Raw genomic sequence first — 24,300 nt, 5'->3', positions numbered from 1 at the left:
TATATGTCATTCAAAGATAGTTCTCCCGCCATGGACTCGCCCTCCGACGCGGTTCGTCGTCGTCGTATCGCCCTCGCCCTCGCGTTCGCCGCGCTCCTCTTCCCGCTCGCGACGGGGGTCGCAACGGCTCAGTCGGTCCAAGGTGCCTCCGGAACGGTCGTCGTCGACGAGGGGGAGACGGTCGACGGGATCGAGGGCGTCGCCGGAACGGTCGTCGTCCGCGGTACCGTCGACGGCGACCTCTCCGGCGCGGCCGGGTCGATCCGTATCGCCGAGACCGGTCGCGTCGCCGGCGACGTGCGTGCGGCCGCCGGGACGATCGTCGTCGACGGCGCGGTCGGCGGGAGCGTCGAGGCCGGCGCCGGCGCGTTCGAGCTGACCGAGGCCGGTCGGATCGACGGCTCGCTCGACGTCGGCGCGGGCTCGATAACCGTCGACGGCGCGGTCGGCGGGGACGTTCGCGCGGCCGCCGACTCGGTCGTCCTCGGCCCGAACGCGGACGTTGGCGGGGAGTTCCGGTACGACGCCGAGACGTTCTCCGAGAGCCCGGACGCGACCGTCGCCGGCGGCGTCGTCGAGGACGACAGCCTCGGCGGCGACACCGGAGTCGCGTTCGGCTCCGACCTCGCGCCGTCGTGGGTCGGATCCGCGTACGGGGTCGCCGTCAACCTCGCGCTGGGCGCCGTGCTCCTGCTCGCCTTCCCCCGCTTCTCGCGCGACGTCGCCGACCGCGTCGGCGGCGACGCGCTCCGCAGCGGCGGCGTGGGGCTGCTCGCGCTGATCGGGACTCCGATCCTCCTCGTCCTCGTGGCGGTCACGATCGTCGGGATCCCGCTCGCGCTCGTCGGGGTCGCGGCGTACGTCGTCGCGATCTGGGTCGCCTCCGTGTACGGTCGGTACGCCCTCGGGTCGTGGGTCCTGGGGCGGGTCGGCCGGCCGAACCGGTGGGTCGCGCTCCTTCTCGGCGTCCTCGGCGTCGCCGTGATCGCCCTCGTTCCGTGGATCGGCGGTCTCGTCGACTTCGTCGTGCTCCTGCTCGGACTCGGTGCGCTCGCGCTCGGGGTGCGCGACCGGTACCGCGGCGGCTCCGGAGCGGTCTCCGAACGAGAGGCCGTCGGCGCGGACTGATCCCGGTGCTCGGGAACGGTCCCGCCGCGTCCGCTTCCGGCAACCGACGCCATGGGACCAAGACCTTTCTCGCCCCCCGCCGAACCGGGGACCATGCGCGATATCGAGTTCCAGTACGGAGCCGTCTCGCCCCCGATCGTGACCCCCTTCGACGCCGACGGCGACGTCGACGCCGAGGCGCTCGCCGCCCACGTCGAGACGCTCGTCGACGCCGGCCTCGACGGGATGGTCCCCTGCGGCACCACGGGGGAGTTCGCCAGCCTCACCGACGCGGAGCGGCGGACCGTCGTCGAGACGACGGTCGAGGCGGCCGACGGCCGAGTCCCCGTGATCGCGGGCGCCGCGGACACGACCGTCTCGGGCGTCCTCGACCGGCTCCGGGCCGCGGACGAGGCCGGCGCGGACGCGGGGCTGGTCACCCTCCCGTACTACCACAACTCGACGGCGCCGGCGGGACAGCGGGCCTTCCTCGACGCGGTCGCCGACGAGACGCCCCTCCCCCTCTTCCTCTACGACATCCCGTCGACGGTCGGCGAGCCCATCGACCCGGACGTCCTCGCCGCCGTGGCCGAGCGCGAGGCGATCGTCGGGCTGAAGGACACCAGCGCCGACATCTCGGCGGTTGACGTCGCCGTCGACCGCACCCCCGACGAGTTCACCGTCTTCCAGGGCGTCGACGCCTTGCTGTACCCGAGCGCGTCGCTCGGCGTCGACGGCGGGATCCACGCGCTCTCGCAGGTGCTGCCGGAGGTCTTCGTCGCCCTCGGCGAGGCGCTCCGCGCGGGCGACGACGACCGCGCGTTGGCGCTCCACCGCCGGGCGATCACCCCGCTGTTCGACCGGTGCGGTGACCACGGGTTCGCGCCCGTCGCGAAGGTCGCGGCGGCGCACCGTGGGTTCATTCCGGATCCGAAGGTCCGGCCACCGCTCACGCTCCCGGACGAGGCGGCGCGCGAGGCGATCGCCGCCGACGTCGACGCGGCGCTGGACGTCGTCTGAAGGCGGTCGCCCGGCGACGGGCCCCGCGCTCAGGCCCCGTCGACCGGCGTCCCGTCGGCCTCCTTCGGCCCCTCCGAGTCGAAGACGACGACGTCGCCGTCGGCGCGCTCGCCGGCCGCCGGGTCGTAGCCGTCGCGCACGCCGATCGCCTCCTCCAGCTCGCGGACCGCGCGCTCCTTGAGCGACGCGGCCAGCGCCTCGGCGTCCTCGCGGGAGATGTCGCGGCCGAGCCCCTCGCACTCGTGGGCGCGGACGATTCCCGACTCGTCGACCGCCTCGCCCATCGGCTGGCTCGTCCCCTCCAAGGCGACGCTGAACGGGTACGTCCGACAGATGAGCGGCCTGTCCTCGTGGACTGCGCAGGCCCCCTGCCCGTCCGACTCCTCGTAGAAGGTGCAGTCGCCGCAGTCGTCGGTCGCGAGCGCCCACTCGAACGTCTCGCCGGCCGGCTCGCCGTCGTCGCCCTCGGAGAGCCCGAACGGCATCGGGCGGGCCACGTCGCGCCAGTCGTACGACTCGCCGTAGCGCTCCTCGGCCGCGGCGGCGACCTCGCGGACCTCGTCCGGGAAGACGGTGGCCGTGTGGGGCTCGCGGTCTGCGGGGTCGGCGTCGCCGCCGTGACATCCGGCGTTGCTCTCGTCGCCGGCGTCGCTCTCGTCGCCCCCGCCGCTCTCGCCGACCCCCTCCCCGTCCGGCGCGCCGCCGGGTTCGTCGGGCGCGTAGCCGGTACAGCAGCCGCCGCAGCGCGTGCACTCGAAGCCCATCGCCTCGATGGCGTCGGCGAGGTCGGCGACGGCGAGCCCGCGGGCCCGCGAGAGCTCGGCTTCGAGCGGTTCCATGGGGGTCGCTTGCGGCGCGGTCGGGTTAACCTCGTCCCTTCGCGGGGTGCGTGGGGCGTGACGCGGGAGGGTGACACGGGGTGCGACTCGCCTCCGCGCCGAAGGAGCGAAGTGCGACCGCCCCCTACGTGTCGGGCGTGAAGGAGTACGAGCGGAAGGGGCTCTTAGAACGGGTGAGCCGCGAGGGTGCGACGGTGGGCGCGGACATCCCCGAGGAGATCGAGGTCCAGGGGGAGGAGATCGACCTCCGGTCGTTCGTCTTCGAGATCAAGCGGCGCGACTCGGTCCCGCCCGGCGAGCGCGACCGCGTCGAGCGGGCGAAGCGGAACCTCCGCCGGGAGCGGCTCGACCGGCTCGAACTCATCGAGGAGAACGAGGTGAGCTACGAGCGCGGCGAGGAGCTCGCGGCGTCGATCATCGGCATCGACCGCGCGCTGGAGGCGCTGGAGGGGCTCGACGCCCCGGACCCGGAGACGGAGGCACAGCGCCAGAAGGCCGCCGACCGCAAGCGCTGGATGAGCTTCTTAAAAAAGGCGCTCGGACGCGACGACGCCGGCGGGGCGAGCGGCCGCACGCGGTTCTGACGGGAACAGTCGCGTCTGTTCGCGCCGCGCAGTCGGTGACTCTCGTTAGGGGGCATCGCCGTCGGGGGATTTGAATCGGAGCCGATAGTCGTAGTACCGGTTCCCGTAGCGGATCCGCTCCGACCCGGACTCGGACCACCCCGCGTCCTTCCGAACGTTGCCGTCGAGGAACGGCCGCTCGTGAAACGCTCGGAGCACCTCCGCGTACGCGTCTGAGTACGGGTGCGTCTCCTCGTATCCGCCGTATCTGGCGGCCTCGATAACCTCTCGCGCGTCGGCCGAGAGGTCGTCCTCGCCGAGCCGCGCGCCGACCGTGTGCGCTCGGAGGATCGCCTCCATCCGCTCCGGCGACTCCGCCACCGGCTCGGCGACGGCGCGGTACACGGGCTCGTGGAACCGTTCGCGGGCGACCTCGACTCGGTAGACGGTCCCGCGGTACGCGACGCGGTCCGGGCCGTCCGCCGCGAGCAGGTCGCTCGCGTCGACCGCCTCCTCGTCGCGGTAGACGTAGCCGCCGCGCTCCACCAGGCCGACCGGAACGCCCCCCGGGTTCCCCCGCGCCCGCGCCGAAAAGTGCGCGATCTCGACGGCGCGGCGGTCGCCCTCGGGGAGCGCATCCCGCTCGACGGCCTCGGTTCCGTCACCGGCGTCGCTCTCGCTCCCGGTGCCGGTCTCCTCACCGCCGTCGGCCTCGTCGATCTCGAACAGCCGGAGCACGGGGCGAGTCGCTTCCGCCTCGTCGACGACGACGGACCCCGGCCGGTAGTACGTGCCCTCGTGGACGGCGTACGTCGGGTGGTCGGTCGCGGACGGGAACGGCTTCCGGTACTGTGTGGTGTACCGCTCCCCGTCGCGAGCGGCCGCGAACGCCGCCGCGTCCCACCGCGGACCCGCTTCCGCGGGATCGACCACGGCGGTGTCTCGGAGCGTCTCTCCGGCGTCCTCGAGCGTGAGCGCTAGGACGCGGTCGTCGCCGTCGCCGTCGTCCGCGGGGCCGCCGGTTACGGATCCGTCGAGACAGCCGGCGACCGCGCCCGCCGCCGCGACGAGACCGCCGGCGAGCAGCCGGCGTCGGGAGGGGTTCGAATCGGTCATACGCGGCGTTCGTCGGCCCTATATAAATGCGCCGTCGTTACCCAAAGAGCCGTTTTGGTCTCCGGGTTCAGTTCCCGGTGAAGTCGATCCGCGAGTCGCCGCTGTCGCCGTCGCGGTTGGAGTGGCCGAGCCGGACGAACTCGTAGGCGTCGTCGACGAGGTAGACGCCGTCGCCGTCGACGGTCACGTCGACGCCCTCCAGCACGGCGCCCTCGCAGGGGCCGAAGTTGCAGTAGCCGCCGTCGGCCTCGAACGTCGCGCCGTGCTTCTGGCAGAACACCTCGCCGTTGCGGACGAACGCCCCGTCGTCCTTGTCGAGGCGCACGTCGGTCCAGTGCTGGCAGTAGTTGCGGAACGCGCGCACCTCGCCGGCCGCCCGGGTGAGGATCGCCTCCGCCTCGGGCGCCCCGTCCTCGGACTCGCCCACGTCGCCATCGCCCTCGTCGACCGCCTCGGCGTCGACGGGCCGCAGCGTCACGAGCAGCGTGCTGTCCTCGGGAATCTCGTCGACGGCGGCGATCCGACGGTCCGCGTTCATATATTTTCGTGGCCTGCGCCGGGCTTGAACGCTGTGATAGCGGCTGGGAGCGGGCTCGAACGTCGGGTGTTGCCGAGCGGTGACCCACAGAGAGCACCCCCGAAGCTCCAACCAATCGCTTATAAATGATTGATACTGGATCGACGGCGAACGCCTCCAAAGCCCCAGCCGCGAGGTCGCCGCACGCTCGCTGCGCTCCTCAGTCGCTCACTCTGTTCGCTCCCTGCGGTGCTTGCGTCGCCTGCGCCGACCTCGCGGCTGCCCCTTTGAGTCCCTCCCGCACGGCGCCGCCGGAAGACGTTCCTGCTCGCTTCGCTGCGCGGGCTGCGACTTCCGTGCTCCCGCTCGCTTCGCTCGCGGGACCGCAACCGCGCCTCACGCCTCCCCAGCCTCGTCGCTGGCACCCTCCGCTTCGCTTCGGGAGCCAGCGACTCCCTCGCGCGGCGCTCCTCGCGCCCTGTCGGGCGCTCGGAGGCGCGCGCCGACCGCATCTTTATTTATAAACGAATGTCGTCGACTCACAGCCGCTCGCCGTCGTAGTACCGCTCCTCCACGCGCCGGTCGAACAGCCGGGAGATGAGGGTCGTCAGGGGCCCCTCGACGCCGTCGCCGTCCCCGTCGACCGCGAGGCCGTCGACCGTCTCGACGGGCCGGACCTCCCACGTCGAGTTGGTGAGGAACACCTCGTCGGCCTCGCGGACCGCGTCCGGCGCGTACGTGCCCTCCTCCACCGGAATCCCCTCCTCCTCGGCGATCTCGATCACGGTCCGGCGGGTGACGCCCGGGAGGATCGGGCCGTCGAGCGAGGGCGTCTTGAGGGCGGTCCCGTCGGCGAAGAAGACGTTCGCGGTCGCGCCCTCGGCCACGTTGCCGTCGGCGTCGAGCATGAGCGCCTCGTCGGCGCCGGTGACCCTGAGTTCGAGGCGGGCGAGGATCCCGTTGAGGTAGTTGTGCGTCTTCGCGTCGGCCGGGAGCGCCCGCGAGGACGGCTTTCGGGTCTTCGTCGTCTGGAGCGCGGCCGGCCCGTCGTGGACCGGCTCCGAGTCGACGCCGCCCCGCGGGAGCGGCTTGGCGATGACGACGACGGTCGGGTCGACCTCCGGTTTCGGGTCGAGCGTGCCGGGCTGGACCCCGCGGGTGACCGAGAGCTTCACGTAGGCGTCCCCGAGGCCGTTCGCGGCGAGCGTCTCGTCGATCCGGCCTTTCAGGGCCTCGTCCGCGATCCCGTGGTCGAGCCCGAGCGTCTCGCAGGTGTCGGCGAGCCGCGCCGCGTGGTCCTCCCAGCGGAAGACGTCGCCGCCGTACGCGCGCATCGTCTCGAAGGCGGCGTCGCCGTAGGCGAACCCGCGGTCCTCGACCGAGACGGTCGCCTCGCTGGCGGGCACGACCTCGCCGTCGACGTGGTATCGAAGTTCCTCACTCATGCGTCTCGCACACCTCCACGAAGTTCGCCACCATCGCCTTCCCCCGCGGCGTGAGGATGCTCTCGGGGTGGAACTGCACGCCGATATGCGGCCGCTCGCGGTGCCGAACGCCCATCACGACCTCCCGCTCGTCCTCGGTGCGGGCCGTCTCGACGAGATCGTCCGGGAGGTCGCCTCGCTCGACGCACAGCGAGTGGTACCGCCCGACTCGGAGCCGGTCCGGGAGCCCGGCGAACACGCCCGACCCGTCGTGGGCGATCGTCGACGGCTTCCCGTGGACGACCTCCGGGGCGTGGCCGACCCGGCCCCCGCGGTTCGCGCACAACGCCTGGTGGCCGAGACACACCCCGAGGACGGGGATCGCGAGGTCGAAGGCGGCCGTCGAGACGCCCGCCTCGGCCGGGGTGCCCGGCCCCGGCGAGACGACGACGCCGTCGGGGTCGAGCGCGCGGATCCCGTCGAGGTCGACCGCGTCGTTGCGGCGGACCGCGACCGCGCCGGCGACCTCCCCCACGTACTGGACGAGGTTGTACGCGAACGAGTCGTAGTTGTCGACGACGAGCACCCGGGCGTCCGAATCGCCGACGCCCGGTCGCCAGCCGGCGTCGGCGGGGTCGTCGCAGGGAGACGACGAGTCAGTCATCGCTCGCCTCCCCCTCCGGGTCGCTCGGGCTCTCGTGTCCGTTCACCGCCATCTCGCCGGCCGCGAGCGCCTCGTCGATGGCCGTCACCAGCGCGCGCGCCTTCGCGAGCGTCTCCTCGTACTCCGCGTCGGGCTCGGAGTCGTGGACGATCCCGGCGCCGACGCGCAGGTGGTACTCCGCGGCGCGGCGGACCAGCGTCCGGATGACGATGTTCAGCGTCGCCCGGCCGTCGAAGCCGGCGGCGAGCATCGAGCCGGTGTACGGGCCGCGACGCGTCTCCTCCAACTCGTCGATGATCTCCATCGTCCGCGGCTTCGGCGCGCCCGTGATGGTCCCGCCGGGGAAACACGCCGCGACCGCGTCGGCGACCCCCACGTCCGGGCGCGCCTCGCCCTCGACGACGCTCACGAGGTGCATCACCTCGCTGTACCGGTCCACGCGGCGGTACTCCGCGACGTCGACCGTGCCGAACCGGGAGACCTTCCCGAGGTCGTTGCGCTCTAAGTCGACGAGCATCGCGTGTTCGGCGCGCTCCTTGGCGTCGTCGGTCAGCTCTGCCTCCAGCGCCGCGTCGTCCTCCGCGGTCGCCCCGCGCGGCCGCGTCCCGGCGATGGGCTCGGTCACGAGGCGGGCGCCGCGGTCGGGGTCGTCGGTCGGGACGCGCTCCAACAGGAGCTCCGGGCTCGCGCTCACGAGGTCGACGCCGGCGGGGGCGCTCGACGCGTCGTCCCCGCCTCCGGCGCCCACGCTCCCGCCGACTCCGCCGTCCCCGCCGTCCCCTCGCGAGAACTCGATCAGCCCGGAGTACGGCGCCGGGTTCACGCCCCGGAGCGCGTCGTACGCCTCGACCGGGTGGACCGCGGCCGGGGCCCGCAGGCGCTGCGAGACGTTCGCCTGGAAGGTGTCGCCGTCGCGGACGTACCCCTTCACCCGCCGGACCGCCTCGGCGTACCCCTCGCGGCCGACGTCGCTCTCGAAAGACGCCGTCGACGCCTCGGGGTCGGGCGCCGGCCCGACCGCCGGGTCGCCCGTTTCGATCCGGTCGATCAGCTCGCCGGCTCGCTTCGCCCCTTCGTCGAACAGCGCGTCGAGGGCATCGCGGTCGGCGGTCGGGTCGTCGAGCCCCGCGGGGACGCGGGGGCAAGCGGTCACGCGGAGGGTGACGGGCGGCGCCGCGTCCGCGGCCTCGGCGTCGCCGCCGTCGTCGACCGGACACTTCCACGCCGCGATCCGGTCGAAGACGCCGATCTGGAGCCGGGGGAGCCCGCGGTCGTCGACCGCGCCGGGCCCCGCCGGCGCGGGCGCGGGAAACGACTCTAGCTCGCGGGCGACGTCGTAGGAAAGCCAGCCGAACGCGCCGCAGGGATACGGGACCTCGCAGTCGCCCCGCACGAGGATCTCCCCGTCGAGGAGCCCTTGGAGCGCTGCGAGCGTCGGACTCGGTCGGCGGTAGTCGCCGGTCGGGCTCTCGCCGTCGGCGTCCGAGCCGTCGGCCGACCCGTCTCCGCCCCGCTCCGCGACGACCGCCTCGCCCGAGGCGGTCAGCCGCTCGACCGGGTCGACGCCGAAGTAGCCCCAGCCGGCCTGTCCGCCGGTGGTCTCGTAGCAGAACCCGCCCGGGCCGTCGCGGGCCCGGCGGTAGGCGGCGAAGGGGTCGTCGACGGCCACACGGCGCTCGACCGGGACGCGGGCCCCAGCGGGCGCCGCGGCGGCGACCTCGCGGAAGCGGTCCCGGTCGGTGTGTGGCGATCGCTGCATGTGACTCGGTTCGGCGGGCGCGACGAAACAGTTGCGGTCGGCGGTGCCAGAAACGGTCGCGGTCGGCGGTGTCAGAACTCCTTCGCTCGGTCGATCCACGTCGCGGCGCGCTTCTCGCCGACGCTGGCGCCCTCAGCGACCGCCTCGGGGTCGGCGGCCGCGAGGTCCTCGACGCTGCCGATGCCGATCTCGGCGAGCCGCTCGGCGTAGGCCGGGCCGATCCCCTTGAGCTCCTCGACGTCCGTGCCCGTCTCGCTGTCGGTCTCGACCTCCTCGTCGGCGATCCCCGCGGCCTCCGCCGGCTCCGCCGCCTCGGACGGCTCCTCGGCACCCTCGTCGTCATCGACCAGTGACTCGGTCGAGGCCGCCGCCTCGGTCTCGGCGGCGGCCGGGTCGTCCTCGGCGGATTCCTCATCGGTGGCGGATTCCTCGTCCTCGGGAGACTCCTCGTCGGTGGCGGATTTCTCGCCCGCGCCCGTCTCGATGTCGTCGTCCGCCATCTCCTCGTGGGCCATCCCCGCGGCCTCCGCCGGCTCGGCCGCCTCGGCCGGGTCCTCGTCGGCGCCCTCCTCGTCGACCAGTGACTCGGTCGAGGCCGCCGCCTCGGTCCCGGCGGCGGCGGGCTCCGCCTCCTCGCGGTCGTCGGTCCCGGCGTCCGCGTCGGCCGCCGGATCGCTCTCGACGGTCACTTCCGTGTCCGTTTCGTCGCGTTCGGCGGAACCGGTCCCGAACCCGAGTTTCTCCTTGATCTTCTGCAGTAGGGCCATCGACGTGGTATACGCCCGTGGGATATTTAAAAGCCCTCGCCGTCGGCCGCTCTCGCTTTCCCTGTCGTCGCCGCTGACTCGGTATCCGCGGTCGCCGCGGGCCGACCTCGCCGCTCCTCTCGTCCCGATCCCCGGACGGCTCCGTCTCGCCGATGTATAAGGTGCGTCAGTCCCTTCGACGGATATGGACGTCATCAACCCGGTCATGTGGTCGGTCCACGTCGGCTTCGCGGTCCTCTGGACCGGCAGCGTGTTGTTCGTCACCCTCGCCGTGCTCCCGTCGGCGCTCCGCGGCGACGTCGACGGCGACGCCCTCGGCGCGATCGTCGGCCGGCTCCGGTGGATCACGCGGATCGCCGCTCTCGCCTTCCTCGCCTCCGGCGGCCACATGGCCGGGACGCTGTACACGTTCGAGTCGCTCACCGGGACCGGCCGCGGCCACCTCGTCCTGACGATGATCGCGCTCTGGTTCCTGATCACCGGGCTCGTCGAGGTCGCGAGCGGGAAGCTGACCGACGGGCTCGACGCCGGGAAGCTCCGTGAGCCCGCCCGCGACGCGAAGCCGTTCCTCTACGGCGCCGCCGGGCTCTCCGTGGCGCTCGTCGTCACCGCCGGGCTGCTGGCGACGCCCGGGCTTATTTAAAAAGGCCGAACCGCACCGGTCGTCCGCTCTTACTCCAACTCCGCCCGCAGCGCCGCGTTCATCGCGTCGACGGGCGCCTCTCGCCCGGTCCAGATCTCGAACGCCTCGACGCCCTGGAACAGCAGCATCCACGCGCCGTCGACCGTCGTCGCGCCCGCGTCGGCCGCCTCCCGCAGGAGGCGCGTCTCGATCGGCGCGTACACCGCGTCGAGCACCGCGAGGTCGCCGTGGAGGTGGTCCGCGGGCACCGGCGTCTCGTCGGGCGCCTCCATGCCGACGCTGGTCGCGTTGACCAGCACATCTGCGCCCGCGATGCGGTCGCCGAGGTCGTCGAGGCCGCCGCCGGTCGCCCCCCGGACCGCCTCGGCCAGCGAGACGGCGCGCTCGGCGGTGCGGTTCGCCACGTGGACGTTCGCGCCGGCGTCGGCCAGCGCGAACGCCGCGGCCCGCCCCGCGCCGCCGGCGCCGACGACGACCGCCTCCCGGCCGTCCAGTTCCACGTCGTGGCGCGCGAAGGCGCGTTTCACGCCGGCCGCGTCGGTGTTGTAGCCGCGGGGGCGGTCGGCCTCGCCGGCGCGCACCGGGCCGAAGTCGACCGTGTTGACCGCGCCGATCCGCTCCGCGAGGGGGGCGGCGTCGACCGCGTCGAGGACGTCGCGCTTGAACGGCACCGTGACGTTGAGCCCGGCCACGCCGAGGTCGGCGGCGCCCGCGACCGCCGCGGCCGCCGCGTCGGCGTCCGGCTCGAAGGTGACGTAGCGCGCGTCGATCTCGAGCGCCTCGTAGCCGGCCTCGTGGAGCGGCGGTGACAGCGAGTGCTCGACGGGGTTTCCGATCAGTCCGTACACGTCCATGAGCGCTCACGCGGGCGCGACCGACAAAAGGGGCGTGGTCGACGTGAGGAGACCACGGGACCAGGGCGTGGTCGACGTGAGGAGACCACGGGGAGAGCGCGGTCGACGCGGGGAGACCGCGGGACCAGGGCGCGGTCGACGCGGGGAGACCGCGTCGCTCCTTGCGCTCACTCCCCGTCCGTCTCCCGGTCCGCGTCGATGACGTCCTCCAGCGTCTCCGTCCCCACGTCGCTCGCGAGCTTGACGCCGACGAGGGAGACGACGATCCCCGCGACGATGAACCCCGCGAGCCGCTGGACGGGGGTCACCCCGACGCCGATCGGGTCGAACGGCTCGATCACCGCCTCCTGCGCGAGGAAGTAGCCCGCGAACCCGCGGACGACGAGCGAGACGGCGACGATGACGAACGGGAGGTTGAGGTAGGGGGTCCGGATCCCCTCGTCGCGGATCAGCTCGTCGAGGAGCCGGCCCACGGCCGCGGTCACGCCCGCGACCGCGAACCACGGGACGGCGGTGTAGGTGAACTCCATCGCCTCCACGAGGCGGGGCGCGCTCCCGAGATCCGAGGCCGCCAGCACGCCGAAGAACCCGCCGACGAGTGCGAGCCCGGCGGCGACGACGTACGTGACGATCGACACCTGGCCGGCGTACAGCGCCTCCCGGATCCGCTCGGGCATCCCGGCGACGAACCGGTCGATCGCGAGTCCTTTATAAAGGAGCGCCGCGCCGAGCAGCCCGGCGACGCCTGCGACCGCCTCGGCGGCGGAGAACCAGTAGAACAGCGCCGGCAGCAGCAGCAGGGCGACCCCGAACGGGACCAGGATCGTCGACCGGAGCTGCTCGTCGGCGAGGAACTGCTTGAGCAGGTAGTAGGTCGACTCGATGTCGCGGGCCTGCCGGACGACGACGCGGTCGACGGAGTCGACCGGGATCCGCGACTCCACGATCGGGAGCACCTGCTCGTCCTCGGCGGAGTCGACGACGACGATCGCGGCGCGGGGGTCGTACCGGTCCACGAGGTCGTCGAGCTGGGCCGCGATCGACCGGTCGGCGCCGACGGCGGTGTCGCTCTCGGCCGAGACGACGGCGACGACCGCCTCCTCGCGCTCGTCGCGGAGGTCGCGGGCGACCCGCAGCGACTCGAGCAGACAGTTGACGCTGGCGTCTTCCGGGTCGCTGAGCCCGGCGTCGGTGACGAGCGAGCGGACCGCCTCCCAGCCGGCGACCGGCATCGGGACGTTCGTGGCCCGCCCGATCGCCCCGGAGCGGTCGATGCAGATGACCAGCGTCGTCACGCCTCGACTCTCGCTCCGCCCGAATAAAAAGCTCCCCGTCGGCGAGGGGTTCACCGGGGCCGATCCCCGGCCGGTCGCCGGTGCCGGCCCTCGCCTACCGCAGCTCGACGTCGACCTCGCCGCCCTCGCTCGTGAAGGCGCTCGCGACGCCGCTGCCGGCGGCGAACGCGACGCGCTCCGCGCCGATGCCGAGCCGCTCCGCGATCCCCCGATCGGGCGTGAACTCGCGGACCTCCGGCTCCGCGCCGATCAGCCGTTCGAGCCGGTCCTCGACGTCGTCCTCGGTGCCGAGCTCGTCGACGAGCCCGATCTCGGCCGCGTCGGTGCCGAGGTAGACCCTCGCCTCCGTCTTTCGGATCGCCTCCGGATCCATGTCGCGCCCCTCGCTGACGGTCTCGACGAACTGGTCGTAGTAGCCGTCGATGATCCCCTGGAGGTACTCCCGCTCGTCCTCCTCGATCTCGCGCAGCGGCACGCCGGCGTCCTTGTACTCGCCGGCGGTGAACTGCTCGTAGGAGATCCCGAGCTTGTCCGCGAGCCCGGCCGCGTTCGGCCGGGAGCCGACGACGCCGATCGAGCCGACGAGGCTCGCGTCGCGCGCCCACAGCTCGTCGCAGCCGCTCGCGATCCAGTAGCCGCCGGACGCGCAGGTGTCCGTCGCGTACGCGACCGTGGGGCCGTCGAACGCGGCCGCGGCCCGCCGGATGTCGTCGCTCGGGAGCACCTCGCCGCCGGGCGTGTTGAGCTCGACGACGAGCGCCTCGACGTCCTCGTCCTCGTCGGCCGCCTCGATCTGCTCGACCACGTCGTCGGCCGTCGTGCCGCCCGGTCCCGACAGCGGGGACGGGCGGCCGGTGTCGCGGGTGATCGGTCCCGAGACCGTCACCTTCCCGACGTTGTACTCCTCGGTCTCGCCGAACCGACCGCGGGTGAGTCGGCCGAGGAGTCGCTTGCCCGCCACCGTCGCCGTCGCGCCGACCACGGCGGCCGCGAGGAGGGTCCGTCCGTCCGTACGCGCGTCGCTCTCCATACCGCCGGTTGGGGGCGCGGCCGTTTATATATGCTGTCGGCCGTCGCCGACGGCAGATGGACCGCACACGCCGCCGGGACCCCGTCGCCCGTCACTCCGTCGCAACGCTTCGACTCGCAGGCGGCTCACCGCTCGCTCCCCCGATCCGACTCCGGCCCGGAACGGGGCGCCCGAACTCCGCCGTCCGACGCCCTCCAAAGGCTGCGTTTTTGTGGCCTTACGCTGATTGACGCCACAGGGATGGCAGGGAACGAGGACGAGGACGCGTTCGTTCAGTACGGCATCGACGACAAACCCCCGCTCGGGAAGTCGCTTCTCCTCGGCGCTCAACATTATCTCACGATGGTGGGCGCGAACATCGCCGTGCCGCTTCTTCTCGCCGGCGCGATGGGGATGCCCGACGCGGTCATTCCGCGTTTCGTCGGCACGTTCTTCGTCGTGTCGGGGATCGCGACGCTCGCGCAGACGACGTTCGGGAACCGCTATCCGATCGTGCAGGGAGCGCCGTTCTCGATGCTCGCGCCCGCGCTCGCGGTCATCGGCGTCGTGACGGCGAACCCGCCGGAGGGCATCGTCGCCTGGCGGGCGGCGCTGCTCCAACTCCAAGGCGCGATCATCGTCGCCGCGCTCGCCGAGGTCGCGATCGGCTACCTCGGCCTCGTCGGCCGGCTGCGAAGGCACCTCTCGCCGGTCGTCATCGTGCCGGTCATCGTGCTCATCGGGCTGTCGCTGTTCAACGCGCCCGAGATCACCACGACGACGCAGAACTGGTGGCTCCTCGGTCTGACGCTGTTCATGATCGTCCTGTTCTCGCAGTACCTCGGGGGGAAATCGCAGATCTTCCAGCTGTTTCCGGTCCTCCTCGGGATCGTCGTCGCGTGGATATTCGCCGCGGCTCTGTCGGTCCTCGGCGTCTTCGGACCGGACACGCCCGGATACGTCGATCTGGCGAGCGTCGCCGCGGCCGACCCGGTCCACCTCATCTACCCGCTCCAGTGGGGCGTTCCGAACGTGACGGCCGCGTTCGTCGTCGGTATGCTCGCCGGCGTCGCCGCCTCCATCGTCGAATCCATCGGCGATTACCACGCGGTCGCCCGCCTCTCTGGCATGGGCGCTCCCAGCAGCGAACGGATGACCCACGGCATCGGCATGGAGGGACTCATGAACGTCTTCTCCGGGGTGATGGGTACCGGCGGGTCGACCTCGTACTCCGAGAACGTCGGCGCCATCGGCCTCACCGGCGTGGCCTCGCGGTACGTCGTCCAGATCGGCGCCGCGCTCATGATCCTCGTCGGGTTCGTCGGCTACTTCGGACAGCTCGTCGCCACTATTCCGAGCCCGATCATCGGCGGCCTCTACGTCGCCATGTTCGCCCAGATCGTCGGCGTCGGCCTCTCGAACCTCAAATACGTGGACCTCGACTCGTCGCGTAACATCTTCATCATCGGGATCGCGCTCTTCTCCGGGCTGGCCGTCCCGGAGTACCTGCGGAGCGTCGGGAGCGCGAACGCCCTGCAACAGGGACTGGCCGACAGCTTCCTGCTCGGTCCCCTCCTCGGTGCCGACGTCGTCGCGAACACCATCTACGTCATCGGATCGACGGGCATGGCGGTGGGGGGGCTCGTCGCGTTCCTCCTCGACAACTCGATCGCGGGGACGGCCGCGGAACGCGGACTCACCGCGTGGGAGGAGGCGACCGAAGCCGACGCGGAGTTCACGTCGGCGTACGACCGCTTCGTCTCCGAGGAGGAACCGGCCCGCAACGACTGAGCGCTCTCGGAGCGGGTCTCTCGAACGGGAGTCGATGCGACCCGCTCGCGATACGCGACTGGCGTCTCTGACCGTCGGCCTCGTGCCGAGCCGAGGCTCGGCGCGTCGCGAAAGATCCGCAGAAACGTCGGTCCGGCCGAACTACAGCAGGCCGGTCTTCTGGAGCTTCATCAGGTCCTCGGTGTCGAGCGTCTCGCCCTCCTTGAACTTCTGGTAGATCTCCTCGGCCTCCTCCTTCTCCTCCTCGCGCTTCTCCGCGCGCTCGTCCTTGCGCTCGCGCTCCTCCTCCTTGTCGAGCTCGCGCAGGCGCTTCTGGACGCGCACGAAGTCTTCGTGGTGCTGGTCGGCGGCCTCCTGGGCCTCCACGAACAGCTCGTGCATCTCGTCGGCCTCGTCGCGGATGTCGTCGGCCTCGCGGTAGGCCTCGATCATCTGGTTGTGGTGCTCCTGGGCCTTGTCGGCGAGCTCAGTCACCTTCTGGTGGTGCTGGGACGCCTCGGACCGGACCTCCTCGGCCTCCTCGACCAGCTCGTCGAGCTCGCTGGTGTCGTCGACCTTCTCCTTCTTCTCGGCGAGCTTCTCTCGCTTCTCGTCGATCTTCTCGATGAGCTCGCGCTCGTCCTCCGCGTCGAGAACCTCGGTCTGCTGTCGGAACTCGAGGTCTTCGATCTCCTCTTTGAGCTCCTCGATGGACTTGCCGGAGCCGAGCTCCATGTCCTGTTTGAGCTCCTCGACCTCGTCGAACAGCTCGTTGGCCTCGGCGTTGAGCTCGTTGCGCTTGTCCTTGTGCTCCTGGACCTGCTCGTTGAGCTCGTCGCGCTTCTCGCGGTGTTCCTGGGCCTCGTCGACCTTCTCCCGCGTCTTCGCGTTGAGGTCGTCGCGCTTGGAGGCGCGCTCGGAGGCCATCTGGTTCAGCTCGTTGCGTCGGTCTCGCAGCTGACCGGCGCGTTTGATGAGCTGTCCCTTCGACCCGTTCTCGAGGTCGTCCTCGGAAAGGTCCACGTTGTCCGCCTCGTCCATCGGTTCGATCTCGTACTGCTCGATGACTTCGTCTTTCGTTACCATTTTTTATCTCTCCATCACCGCTCCGGGGGTGGCAGTCGCTCGCCGTCGTGCGTCGGGCCGTTCACAAGAGCTCCCGTTCATTTCAGCGTGCGATCCCACCAGCGCCGGAGGCGTTCTGGTACCAGATCCTACCGCAGGCCGACATATAAAGACTTCGGTGAATCGGATGTAACCCGGTAGCACGGGCCGTATACCCGCCGATCCGTGGCGAACGATCACACACCCATCAGTATTTATGAAACGTTAGACAGGGGATCGGCGGGGCGGGTCCCGGGGCCTCACGCGCCCTCGCCGCCGCCGACCTCGTACGAGAGCACGACCCCGTCGTCGAGCCGCTCGGTGTCGACTAAGTCGATCCGGGGGAACGCCTCCGTGAACCCCTCGCCGTCGGCGAGCGTCGGTGCGTCGCGGCCGCCGACCACCATCGATCCGACGTAGACGTGGAGCTCGTCGACGAGCCCCGCGGCGAAACACGAGTAGATCACCTCGCCGCCCCCCTCGACCATCAGGCGGTCGACGCCGCGGTCGGCCAGCTCGTCGAACCCGGCGGCGAGGTCGACGTGATCCCCGTCGGGCCCGCGCTCGATCGCGACGACCTCCGCGCCGGCCGCGGTCAGCGCCTCGCGACGCTCCGCGGTCGTCGCGTCCGAGACGAGCAGGTACGTCGTCGCCGCGTCGTCGAGGATCCGGGCGTCGGTCGGCGTTCGGCCCGCCGAGTCGACGACGACGCGGGCGGGGTTACCGGAGCGGCCGTTCCGCAGGCGCTGGACGCGGCGGTCCTCCTCGTCGAGCGTGAGGTGCGGGTCGTCGGCGAGCACCGTCCCGACGCCCACGAGCACCGCGTCCGCGGCGGCCCTGACGCGGTCGACCCGGTCGAAGTCCTCCGGACCCGAGATGCGGAGCTGCTCCCGGCGCCGCGTCGCGAGCTTCCCGTCGACGCTCTGGGCGGCGTTGACGACGACGTGCATACGAGCCCGTCTCGCGGGCGGGGAATGGTCGTTTCGGTCGACTACTCCGCGTCGCCGACCCCGTTCCGCACCTTGACGGCGACGCCGCTCGCGAACGCCTCGGCCTCCGCGCCGGAGAGCTCCGCGCGGCCGACAGCGAACAGCGCGTCCGTCTCGTCGACGACGAGCACCTCGTCGCCGGGGCGAATCCCGTCGTCGGCCGCGGTCACGAACTTCGCGAAGGCGTTTCGCCCCTCGCGCACGAACGGCTCGCTCTCCTCGCCGACGACGACCCGGTGCCGCGGCGGGTCGAACGCCTCGCGCACCCGCCGGCCGCCGGCGACGCCGAGCGTGAACCGCCCGTCGGTGCCGTACGAGACGAGGCGGTCTCCCTCGGAGCTGCCGGGCGTGTCGTCGACGTCCCCGACGATCACCTGTCGCGGGCGGCCGCCGCTCGATCGCCGGAGGGTCAGCGGCTCGTCGGGGGGGAAGAGGGCGCGGCCCGCGCCGGCGCCGAACTGGTAGTCGGCGCCGGTCCGCAGGTCCGCGAGCGCGTCGGCGTCGGTCATACCCGCACTGTCCCGGCCACGCGCAAAGCCGTTACGAACGCGGCCGCGGCCCTCGGCCGGAGCGTATCGTCAGGCGCTCCCCGTCGGGAGCCGCCGGCGCTACCCCTCTCCGAACTCGACGGCGGCCCCGTCCCCGTCGGCGCGCCACCGGTCGGCAAGCTCGCGGTACGCCGTCGGGTCGGCGGCCGAACCCTCGGGGACCGGGTCGGGCGCGGTCGGGTCGAGTGCGCGCGCGCCGCGGTCCGACAGCAGGTCCGCCATCCCGCCGGCCGCCTCGGCGAGCGCGCGCGCACACTCGACCTCGCGGGCCAGGTCGATCGCCTCGGTCAGGCGGTCGGCGGCCGCCGCCGCGTCCCCGCGTTCGGCCGCGACCGCCCCGAAGTCGGCGAGCGCCCGGGCCTCGACGTCGGTGAACCCGCCCTCTCGGGCCCGCTCTATCGCGTCCGCGACGGCGCGCTCGGCAGCTTCCGGGTCGCCGCGCCGGAGCGCGACGGCGCCCCGGACCCGGTCCAGTATCGCCCGACGGCGCGGATTGGCTCGGTCGCCGAGCGCCACCTCGGCCCGGTCGATCCACCGCTCGGCGGCCTCGAGGTCGCCGCGATCGACGGCGACGTCGGCGAGCGTTGCCGCGGCCATCGCGCACCGGTCGTCGGCGTCGAGCGCCTCGAAGGAGCCGAGCGCGTCGCGGAGGAGCCGCTCCGCGCGGTCGAGGTCGCCGGCGAGCTGCGCCGCCGACCCGAGGTTGCTCACGGCGAGCGCGCGGTAGAGGTCGGCGCCGACGCGCTCGGCGACGTCGCGGGCCTCCCGGGCGCGGGCCACCGCCTCGTCCACTTCCCCGCGCTGCTCCGCGATCGCGCCGAGGTTCAGGAGGACGACCGCCTCGCGGTGCTCGTCCCCGACGGTCCGGTAGCCGTCGAGGGCGCGCTCGGCCGCCCGCTCCGCGGCCGTCAGCTCGCCGCGCCGGCGGCGGGCGACCGCGAGGTTCGCCCGCACGTTCGCCTCGCCGTGGAGGTCGTCGTACGCCCGGAAGAGGTCGCCGGCGACGCGGTAGTGGTCCACCACCGCGTCGGTCGCGTCAAGGGCGTCGAGCGCGTTGCCGACGTCCATGAGCGCCTTCGCGGTCGCGATCGGGTCGTCGATCGCGGCGGCGACGGCGTACGCCTGCGAGGCGTCCTCGTAGGCCGCCTCGTAGTCGCCGGCGAAGTGGGCCGCCTGCGCGCACCCCCGGATCGCGGCCGCGAGCCCCCGCCGGTCGCCGGCGGACTCGAACAGCTCGGTCGCCCGCTCGTACCGCTCGCGCGCCGCGTCGTGCTCGCCCCGGCGGCGGGCCACGTCGCCGAGCCCGCGCTGGCGCTCCGCCTCGCCGCCCTCGTCCGCCGGGCGCCACGCGTCGAGCGCCTCGACCGCCCCGTCGAGGTCGCCGGCGTCGACGTACATCCGAGCGACCCACTCGGGGGCGCGGTCGCGGAGCTCCGCCGGGCAGGCGTCCGGGAGGTCGATCCACGAGTAGCGGACCCGCCCGTACAGCCCGGCGAGCCGCGGGTACCGCCGGCCGACCCCGTACAGGCGTCGCGTCGTCTCGCTCGCCCACTCCTCCGGGTTACGCTCGATCCGATCCATCGCGGGGGCGTCGCCGCCGACCGCGCGCCGGACCCGCGAGCGGCGCGCCGGGTCGTCGGCGAGCGAGAGCAGCCGCGTCGCGACGCGGCCGACCCGCCGCGCGACCACCGGCTCGGGCTCCCGGTCGAGGAGCCGTTCGAGGAACAGCACGGACCACTCCTCGTGGACGGTCCGGTCCGGCTCCCCGTGAGCGGGCACCAACACCGCGCCCTCCAGCCCCCCGAGCGCCCGGCGCACCGCCTCGGGCGACGCGTCTCGCCCACCCTCTCCGTCGCCGACGAGCGCGTACGCGAGCTCGCGCACCTCCCGGACGCCGGCGACGTTGAGCAGGTTCACCAGCACGGCGACGTCCGCGGTCGGCGGCGGGCGGTCGACGAGGTCGCGGATCGCCGCCTCCACGGACGCCTCGAACCCCGTCTCGGCGACGCCGGACGGCCCGGATCCGCTCTCCGGGTCGGCCCCTCTCCCGGAGTCATCGCTCCGACCCGCGCTCCGGACTGCATCGTCTCCGGTCGCCCGGTCGCCGGCCCGGACGAGGTGGTGGAGGAGACAGAGCAGTTCGCCGGGACGGTCCGCCTCCGCCGCCGCGGTTCCGGTCCCGGTGTCCTCTGCCCCGTCGAGGACCGACGGACCGGGACCCGACCCGCGGATCCCGTCCAGCAGCGCGGCCGGGTCGGCAGCCGGCGGCGCGCCGACGAGGTCGGCCACGTGCTCGGCGAAGCGCTCGGCCTCGCGCTCGTCGAGGCGCGGCATCCGAATCGTCTCGATCCGCCGCCGGTAGCCGAGGTCGGCCGGGCTCAGCGGGAGCGAGTCGGGGTCGTCGTACGCCGCCGCGCGGGCGTCGAACAGGAAGGAGACGTCGTCGCGCTCCGCCAGCGTCCGGGCGGCGCTCACCGCCTCGGCGGCGCCGGGATCGACCGCGTCTTCGGCGACGACGAGGGCGTGGCCGTCGGCCGCCGCCGCCCGCTCGCGGAGCCGCTCGGTCGCGGTGAACGCCTCCCCGCCGTCGCCGTCGCGGTACAGCACGGGCCCCCGTCCGGACCGGTACCAGCGCACGGCCGCGAGCCGGCAGACCGTGCTCTTCCCGCTTCCGGGCGGGCCGACGAGGGCGCGGTCCTCGCCCGCTGCGAGCCCCTCGATCAGCTCGTCGGCGACCGACCGCCGCTCCCCGTCGCGGGGCGCCGTCCTGTCGAGCGCGTAGCCGGCGTCGACCTCCGCGAACGACGGCGTCGCGCGCAGCGGCGCGGTCGGGTCCGGCTCGCGGTCAAGCAGGTCGTCGTCGAGCGTCGCGAACCCCTGGTCGCCGAGCGCGTCCCCCCCGTCGTCGGTCGACCCGAACCGACCGTCGAAGGCGCCGGCCTCGCCGGCGGAGTCGTCGCGAACGGCCTCCATCGCCGCGAGCTCCTCGCCGACGTCGCGCCCGGCGGCGGCGAGCCGGTCGACCCGGTCGCGGGCCCACGCGACCGCTGCGGAGTCCGTCGATTCGATCACCCCGTGGACGCGCCCGTCACCGTCGAACACCAGCAGGAGCGCGGCGTCGTCGGCCACGAGCACGCCGACGTCGACCTCGTCGACGACCGAGACGGCGGCGTCGCGACGCGCGAGCCCGGCGAGGGTGTCGGCGTAGCGGTCCCTGGCGTGCCGGTACGTCGAGTCGGACAGCGCGAGGTCGACGCGCCCGCCGGCGGCCGCCCGGCGGCAGCGGTCGAGCAGCCGCGGGTACGGGAGCGCCGGGAGCGCGGCGGCGACCGCGTCGGCGCCGGCCAGCGCCTCGTCGAGCCGCTCTAAGGGCCTGTACGGGTCCGGGGCGGCGGCGCGGAACACGTCCGCGTCCCGCAGCACGACCGCCTCGATCGACGCGTCGGGGCCGAGCGGGGCGAGCGCCTCGCTCGCGGCGTCGACGTCGTCCGCGACGGTGAGGAACCGGCGGTACCCGCGGGCGAGCAGCCGGCCGGTCAGCGTGGCCCGGTAGCCGTCGGTCGCGGCGGCGACGAGCCCGGCGGCCTCCAGCTCGTCGATCGCCCGGTTGACCGTCGAGCGCGAGTGGCCGAGCTCGTCGACCAGTTCGTGTTTCCGAAGCGGGTCCTCGAGGAGCCGTTCGAGGAAGTCGAGCCGGCGTTCGACGACGTCGACGAGTTCTGACGCCCCCGCCATGCGTCCCCGTCGTTGCGGTCCACCGGAATAACTGTTTCCTCGATCACACTTCCCGTCGCGGGCCGGCACACTGTGTCACCGGGTGAGAATATGAAGCCGGGCGAGACACGGTGTCGTATGGAGCGGGGCACGGCGACGGGGACGGACGAGCGGGACGAGATCGCGGCGACGGTCGAGCGCGCCCGCGCGGCCGGGTCGCGGCTGGCCGAGCGGGACGCGAACGCGACCGCCCGGATCGTCGACGCGGTGGGAGAGGCGCTGCGCGGGCGCGAGGCGATCGCCCGGCTCGCGCTCGCGGGTGCGACCGAGACGGGACGCGGACATCCGGGGAGCAAGGCGGAGAAGGTCGCGACCGCGCTCGACGGCTCGCTCGCGGCGTCGCGGGAGGCGGCGACCGTCGGGGCGGTCGACCGAGACGATTCCGCCGGCGCGCTGACCGTCGCGCACCCGGTCGGGGTCGTCGGGGCGGCGGTGCCGGCGACGCACCCGGTCGTCGTCCCCGCGGCCGTCTCGCTGTACGCCCTCGCCGGCCGGAACGCGATCGTCCTCGCGCCGTCGCCGTCGGCGGTCGAGACCTGCGACGTCGTCGTCGAGCGGATCCGCCGGGCGCTCGACGACGCGGGCGCCCCGCCGGACGCGGTCGCGACGCTCCCCGCGCCCGCCTCGAAGCCGCAGACCGACTCGCTGTTCGAGCGCGTCGACCGCGTCGTCGCCGCCGGCTCCGAGGCGACGGTCGCCGCCGGCCAGCGCTGCGGGACGCCCAACGCGTGCGCGAGCGCCGACGGCCTCGTCGCCGTCGCCGACGCGGACGCCGACCCGTCGGCCGTCGCGCCCCGCGTCGCGGTCGGCGCGACGTACGACTTCGGCGCGCATCCCGCGGCCGACGCCGCCGTCGCGATCCCGACGGCCGCCGTCGACGAGCTGGTCGCCGGGCTGGAAGACGAGGGGGGCTACGTCCTCGACGCGGCCGAGCGCGGGCGGCTCCGCGACCTGCTCGACGCCGGGGGGGATCCCCCGGACCGGATCGTCGGCAACTCGCCCCGGTGGTTCGCCGCCGAGCTCGACCTCCCCCCGGCGGCGAGACGGGCGGCGTTCGTGATCGCCGACGAGTTCGACGGGGAGGACGACCCGCTGGCGACGCTCCCCGGGCTCCCGGCCGTCGCGGTTCACGACCGCGAGGGGTTCGGCGCGTGTCTGCGGCTCGCCGCCGAACTGGGCGGGCCGCACGCGGCCGCGGTCCACACGACCCGTCACGGGCGCGTGCGGCGGGCCGCCGAGCGGCTCCGTCCCGGGCGGCTCGTCGTCAACCAGCCGGGGACGGAGGCGGTGGGGACCCGGCGGAACGGGTACCGGTTCGCCCCGATCCTCGGCGGCGGGACCGCCGACGGGAGCCAGCTCTCCGGCGGGCTCTCTCCGACCGACCTGATCGAGACGACGACGGTGTCGGTGATGGCCGCGTCCGATCGCGACCCGCGCCTCGACGGGGCGGGCGAGACGCTCCGCGGGCCCTGACGGCGGCGGGTCGGTCGCTCGGCCGCTCCCGTTCGCGCCCCCGCCGTCCGGCCCTCTACAGCTCGATCCGGTCGACGATCGACGTCGTCCCGTCCTCGTCGCTGTGGGTGTTGATCGCGATCGTCTGGATCCGGTCTTCCAGCAGCGACTCCTCCATCTTCGCCTTCAGCAGGGAGTCCACTTGGTAGACGCCCGCGGCGTTGTTCATCCGGATCACGACCTGCACGGGGGTCGTCTCGCCCTCCCGCAGCGAGACGCGTTCGATCGCCTGCGAGGAGACGGTGTTTATTCCGCGACCGCCCTCCTCGTAGGGGACCCGCGAGCGCCCGCGTTCCATGTCGAGGCCGTCGGCGATCCGGACGACGCCAGCCTCCAGCGTCAGCGGCTGTTCCTCCGTGTGGTGACAGAGGATGGCGTGGAGCACCTCCGCCTTCACGCGCACCTGCTCGGGGACGCCGTAGAAGGAGGGGAGGAGCTCGTCGAGCAGGTCGGCGGCGAGCGGGATCGAGTAGTACGGGTGGTCGTGGCGGTGGACGACGTGGCCGATGTCGTGGAGGGTCGCCGCGAGCGCGATGATCACCGGCTCGTCGGCCTCGTCGAGCCCCTGCTGGCGGGCCCCGTTGAACTCGACGCCGCCCGCCTTTAGCAGGTCGTACAGCCGGAGCGCGCGGTCCCGGACGATCTCGACGTGTTTCGCGCCGTGGTCGTTGTACCCCTTCCGGTCGACGGGATTGACGTTCTGCGCCTCCAGGTACGCGGTGATCTCGGCGTCCGACGCGATCCGGTCGAGCACCTCGTTGAGGCGGCCGTCGGGGAAGGCGTGGTCGGCGTCGGGGTCGTACTCGTGGCGGTCGGCGTCGGTGTCGGCCTCGAGGTCCGGATCGACCGGCGACTCGGCGGGATCGGTCATGAGATCCGTGAAGAGGCTTCGGCGATTTAAAAGGGTGTGGCGTGTCGGCCCGCGGGCGACCGCGTCGGCGCGCTCGGTCGACCGGCAGTTACCACCACGGGCACAACTTATAAGCGGTACAGGCGTCCAGTACGGGTGTGAACCGACCCGCGTCC

Annotated in this window: 21 protein-coding genes; 6 read left to right on the top strand and 15 right to left on the bottom strand. The window is 73.1% G+C overall.

Annotation, left to right across the window (positions count from 1 at the left end; genetic code table 11):
- Positions 1-30: 30 nt before the first annotated feature.
- Complete coding sequence (locus tag B4V06_RS18185; RefSeq protein ID WP_123114149.1) at positions 31-1,128, top strand: bactofilin family protein; 1,098 nt, start codon at positions 31-33, stop codon at positions 1,126-1,128.
- 93 nt (positions 1,129-1,221) lie between these two features.
- Positions 1,222-2,127 carry a dihydrodipicolinate synthase family protein gene (locus B4V06_RS18180; protein WP_123114150.1) on the top strand — a complete coding sequence of 302 codons (906 nt, stop codon included), beginning with the start codon at positions 1,222-1,224 and terminating at the stop codon, positions 2,125-2,127.
- 29 nt (positions 2,128-2,156) lie between these two features.
- Here the strand turns inward: B4V06_RS18180 and B4V06_RS18175 are convergent, their stop codons facing one another.
- Positions 2,157-2,966: a YkgJ family cysteine cluster protein gene (locus B4V06_RS18175; protein WP_498170979.1), complete on the bottom strand. Its 810-nt coding sequence runs from the start codon at positions 2,964-2,966 to the stop codon at positions 2,157-2,159.
- A gap of 137 nt (positions 2,967-3,103) precedes the next feature.
- Between B4V06_RS18175 and B4V06_RS18170 the strand changes: the two genes are divergently transcribed.
- Positions 3,104-3,550, top strand: coding sequence for a DUF5788 family protein (locus tag B4V06_RS18170; protein WP_498171077.1), 447 nt, complete (start codon positions 3,104-3,106; stop codon positions 3,548-3,550).
- A 45-nt stretch (positions 3,551-3,595) separates the two neighbouring features.
- Here the strand turns inward: B4V06_RS18170 and B4V06_RS18165 are convergent, their stop codons facing one another.
- The 6 genes from B4V06_RS18165 to B4V06_RS18140 all read right to left on the bottom strand — a co-directional run bounded on the left by B4V06_RS18165 (position 3,596) and on the right by B4V06_RS18140 (position 9,776).
- Positions 3,596-4,645, bottom strand: coding sequence for a hypothetical protein (locus B4V06_RS18165; protein ID WP_498170978.1), 1,050 nt, complete (start codon positions 4,643-4,645; stop codon positions 3,596-3,598).
- Between the two features lie 67 nt (positions 4,646-4,712).
- The gene (locus tag B4V06_RS18160; protein WP_498170976.1) at positions 4,713-5,183 is read right to left on the bottom strand and encodes a Rieske (2Fe-2S) protein; all 471 of its coding nucleotides are present in this window, start codon (positions 5,181-5,183) and stop codon (positions 4,713-4,715) included.
- 518 nt (positions 5,184-5,701) lie between these two features.
- Positions 5,702-6,607 (bottom strand): aminotransferase class IV, encoded by a 906-nt coding sequence (locus tag B4V06_RS18155; protein WP_498170973.1) that lies wholly within the window; start codon positions 6,605-6,607, stop codon positions 5,702-5,704.
- Entirely contained in the window at positions 6,600-7,250 is a 651-nt protein-coding gene (locus B4V06_RS18150; RefSeq protein WP_123114155.1) for an anthranilate synthase component II, read from the bottom strand. The genes B4V06_RS18155 and B4V06_RS18150 overlap by 8 nt, the downstream gene beginning before the upstream one ends.
- Complete coding sequence (locus B4V06_RS18145) at positions 7,243-9,009, bottom strand: anthranilate synthase component I family protein (protein WP_498170970.1); 1,767 nt, start codon at positions 9,007-9,009, stop codon at positions 7,243-7,245. The genes B4V06_RS18150 and B4V06_RS18145 overlap by 8 nt, the downstream gene beginning before the upstream one ends.
- Positions 9,010-9,080: 71 nt before the next feature.
- Complete coding sequence (locus B4V06_RS18140; protein WP_123114157.1) at positions 9,081-9,776, bottom strand: helix-hairpin-helix domain-containing protein; 696 nt, start codon at positions 9,774-9,776, stop codon at positions 9,081-9,083.
- A gap of 184 nt (positions 9,777-9,960) precedes the next feature.
- Between B4V06_RS18140 and B4V06_RS18135 the strand changes: the two genes are divergently transcribed.
- Positions 9,961-10,419 carry a transporter gene (locus tag B4V06_RS18135; RefSeq protein WP_498170967.1) on the top strand — a complete coding sequence of 153 codons (459 nt, stop codon included), beginning with the start codon at positions 9,961-9,963 and terminating at the stop codon, positions 10,417-10,419.
- 29 nt (positions 10,420-10,448) lie between these two features.
- Here the strand turns inward: B4V06_RS18135 and B4V06_RS18130 are convergent, their stop codons facing one another.
- The 3 genes from B4V06_RS18130 to sppA all read right to left on the bottom strand — a co-directional run bounded on the left by B4V06_RS18130 (position 10,449) and on the right by sppA (position 13,598).
- Entirely contained in the window at positions 10,449-11,273 is an 825-nt protein-coding gene (locus B4V06_RS18130) for a shikimate dehydrogenase (protein WP_123114159.1), read from the bottom strand.
- 167 nt (positions 11,274-11,440) lie between these two features.
- The gene (locus B4V06_RS18125) at positions 11,441-12,568 is read right to left on the bottom strand and encodes a DUF373 family protein (RefSeq protein WP_123114160.1); all 1,128 of its coding nucleotides are present in this window, start codon (positions 12,566-12,568) and stop codon (positions 11,441-11,443) included.
- A gap of 94 nt (positions 12,569-12,662) precedes the next feature.
- Complete coding sequence (gene sppA / locus B4V06_RS18120; RefSeq protein ID WP_498170964.1) at positions 12,663-13,598, bottom strand: signal peptide peptidase SppA; 936 nt, start codon at positions 13,596-13,598, stop codon at positions 12,663-12,665.
- Between the two features lie 240 nt (positions 13,599-13,838).
- Here sppA and B4V06_RS18115 point away from each other — a divergent pair, with 240 nt between their 5' ends.
- Entirely contained in the window at positions 13,839-15,368 is a 1,530-nt protein-coding gene (locus tag B4V06_RS18115) for a uracil-xanthine permease family protein (protein ID WP_498170963.1), read from the top strand.
- A 141-nt stretch (positions 15,369-15,509) separates the two neighbouring features.
- Here B4V06_RS18115 and B4V06_RS18110 read toward each other — a convergent pair whose 3' ends face one another.
- From B4V06_RS18110 to B4V06_RS18095, 4 genes are all read right to left on the bottom strand, one after another.
- The gene (locus B4V06_RS18110; protein WP_123114163.1) at positions 15,510-16,433 is read right to left on the bottom strand and encodes a coiled-coil protein; all 924 of its coding nucleotides are present in this window, start codon (positions 16,431-16,433) and stop codon (positions 15,510-15,512) included.
- Between the two features lie 278 nt (positions 16,434-16,711).
- Entirely contained in the window at positions 16,712-17,401 is a 690-nt protein-coding gene (locus B4V06_RS18105) for a 2,5-diamino-6-(ribosylamino)-4(3H)-pyrimidinone 5'-phosphate reductase (protein ID WP_498170960.1), read from the bottom strand.
- A 41-nt stretch (positions 17,402-17,442) separates the two neighbouring features.
- Complete coding sequence (locus B4V06_RS18100) at positions 17,443-17,949, bottom strand: PUA domain-containing protein (RefSeq protein ID WP_123114165.1); 507 nt, start codon at positions 17,947-17,949, stop codon at positions 17,443-17,445.
- Between the two features lie 99 nt (positions 17,950-18,048).
- Positions 18,049-21,723 carry a tetratricopeptide repeat protein gene (locus B4V06_RS18095; RefSeq protein ID WP_498170957.1) on the bottom strand — a complete coding sequence of 1,225 codons (3,675 nt, stop codon included), beginning with the start codon at positions 21,721-21,723 and terminating at the stop codon, positions 18,049-18,051.
- Between the two features lie 117 nt (positions 21,724-21,840).
- On the opposite strand from B4V06_RS18095, the gene B4V06_RS18090 reads away from it, so the two are divergent.
- Positions 21,841-23,235: an aldehyde dehydrogenase family protein gene (locus B4V06_RS18090; RefSeq protein WP_498170955.1), complete on the top strand. Its 1,395-nt coding sequence runs from the start codon at positions 21,841-21,843 to the stop codon at positions 23,233-23,235.
- Positions 23,236-23,290: 55 nt separating this feature from the next.
- Here the strand turns inward: B4V06_RS18090 and B4V06_RS18085 are convergent, their stop codons facing one another.
- On the bottom strand, positions 23,291-24,145 hold the full coding sequence (locus B4V06_RS18085) for an HD domain-containing protein (RefSeq protein WP_123114168.1): 855 nt from the start codon (positions 24,143-24,145) through the stop codon (positions 23,291-23,293).
- Positions 24,146-24,300: the final 155 nt, after the last annotated feature.

Source organism: Halorubrum sp. B53 (assembly GCF_059752395.1).
Note: the sequence above shows the minus strand (reverse complement) of the source record. Positions and strands in the feature narration are given on the sequence as shown.

What these genes read in the sequence shown, in the direction of transcription:
- B4V06_RS18185 (WP_123114149.1), top strand. Translation starts at nt 31, where the DNA reads ATGGACTCGCCCTCCGACGCGGTTCGTCGTCGTCGTATCGCCCTCGCC.
- B4V06_RS18180 (WP_123114150.1), top strand. Translation starts at nt 1,222, where the DNA reads ATGCGCGATATCGAGTTCCAGTACGGAGCCGTCTCGCCCCCGATCGTG.
- B4V06_RS18175 (WP_498170979.1), bottom strand. Translation starts at nt 2,966, where the DNA reads ATGGAACCGCTCGAAGCCGAGCTCTCGCGGGCCCGCGGGCTCGCCGTC.
- B4V06_RS18165 (WP_498170978.1), bottom strand. Translation starts at nt 4,645, where the DNA reads ATGACCGATTCGAACCCCTCCCGACGCCGGCTGCTCGCCGGCGGTCTC.
- B4V06_RS18160 (WP_498170976.1), bottom strand. Translation starts at nt 5,183, where the DNA reads ATGAACGCGGACCGTCGGATCGCCGCCGTCGACGAGATTCCCGAGGAC.
- B4V06_RS18155 (WP_498170973.1), bottom strand. Translation starts at nt 6,607, where the DNA reads ATGAGTGAGGAACTTCGATACCACGTCGACGGCGAGGTCGTGCCCGCC.
- B4V06_RS18150 (WP_123114155.1), bottom strand. Translation starts at nt 7,250, where the DNA reads ATGACTGACTCGTCGTCTCCCTGCGACGACCCCGCCGACGCCGGCTGG.
- B4V06_RS18145 (WP_498170970.1), bottom strand. Translation starts at nt 9,009, where the DNA reads ATGCAGCGATCGCCACACACCGACCGGGACCGCTTCCGCGAGGTCGCC.
- B4V06_RS18140 (WP_123114157.1), bottom strand. Translation starts at nt 9,776, where the DNA reads ATGGCCCTACTGCAGAAGATCAAGGAGAAACTCGGGTTCGGGACCGGT.
- B4V06_RS18135 (WP_498170967.1), top strand. Translation starts at nt 9,961, where the DNA reads ATGGACGTCATCAACCCGGTCATGTGGTCGGTCCACGTCGGCTTCGCG.
- B4V06_RS18130 (WP_123114159.1), bottom strand. Translation starts at nt 11,273, where the DNA reads ATGGACGTGTACGGACTGATCGGAAACCCCGTCGAGCACTCGCTGTCA.
- sppA (WP_498170964.1), bottom strand. Translation starts at nt 13,598, where the DNA reads ATGGAGAGCGACGCGCGTACGGACGGACGGACCCTCCTCGCGGCCGCC.
- B4V06_RS18115 (WP_498170963.1), top strand. Translation starts at nt 13,839, where the DNA reads ATGGCAGGGAACGAGGACGAGGACGCGTTCGTTCAGTACGGCATCGAC.
- B4V06_RS18110 (WP_123114163.1), bottom strand. Translation starts at nt 16,433, where the DNA reads ATGGTAACGAAAGACGAAGTCATCGAGCAGTACGAGATCGAACCGATG.
- B4V06_RS18105 (WP_498170960.1), bottom strand. Translation starts at nt 17,401, where the DNA reads ATGCACGTCGTCGTCAACGCCGCCCAGAGCGTCGACGGGAAGCTCGCG.
- B4V06_RS18100 (WP_123114165.1), bottom strand. Translation starts at nt 17,949, where the DNA reads ATGACCGACGCCGACGCGCTCGCGGACCTGCGGACCGGCGCCGACTAC.
- B4V06_RS18095 (WP_498170957.1), bottom strand. Translation starts at nt 21,723, where the DNA reads ATGGCGGGGGCGTCAGAACTCGTCGACGTCGTCGAACGCCGGCTCGAC.
- B4V06_RS18090 (WP_498170955.1), top strand. Translation starts at nt 21,841, where the DNA reads ATGGAGCGGGGCACGGCGACGGGGACGGACGAGCGGGACGAGATCGCG.
- B4V06_RS18085 (WP_123114168.1), bottom strand. Translation starts at nt 24,145, where the DNA reads ATGACCGATCCCGCCGAGTCGCCGGTCGATCCGGACCTCGAGGCCGAC.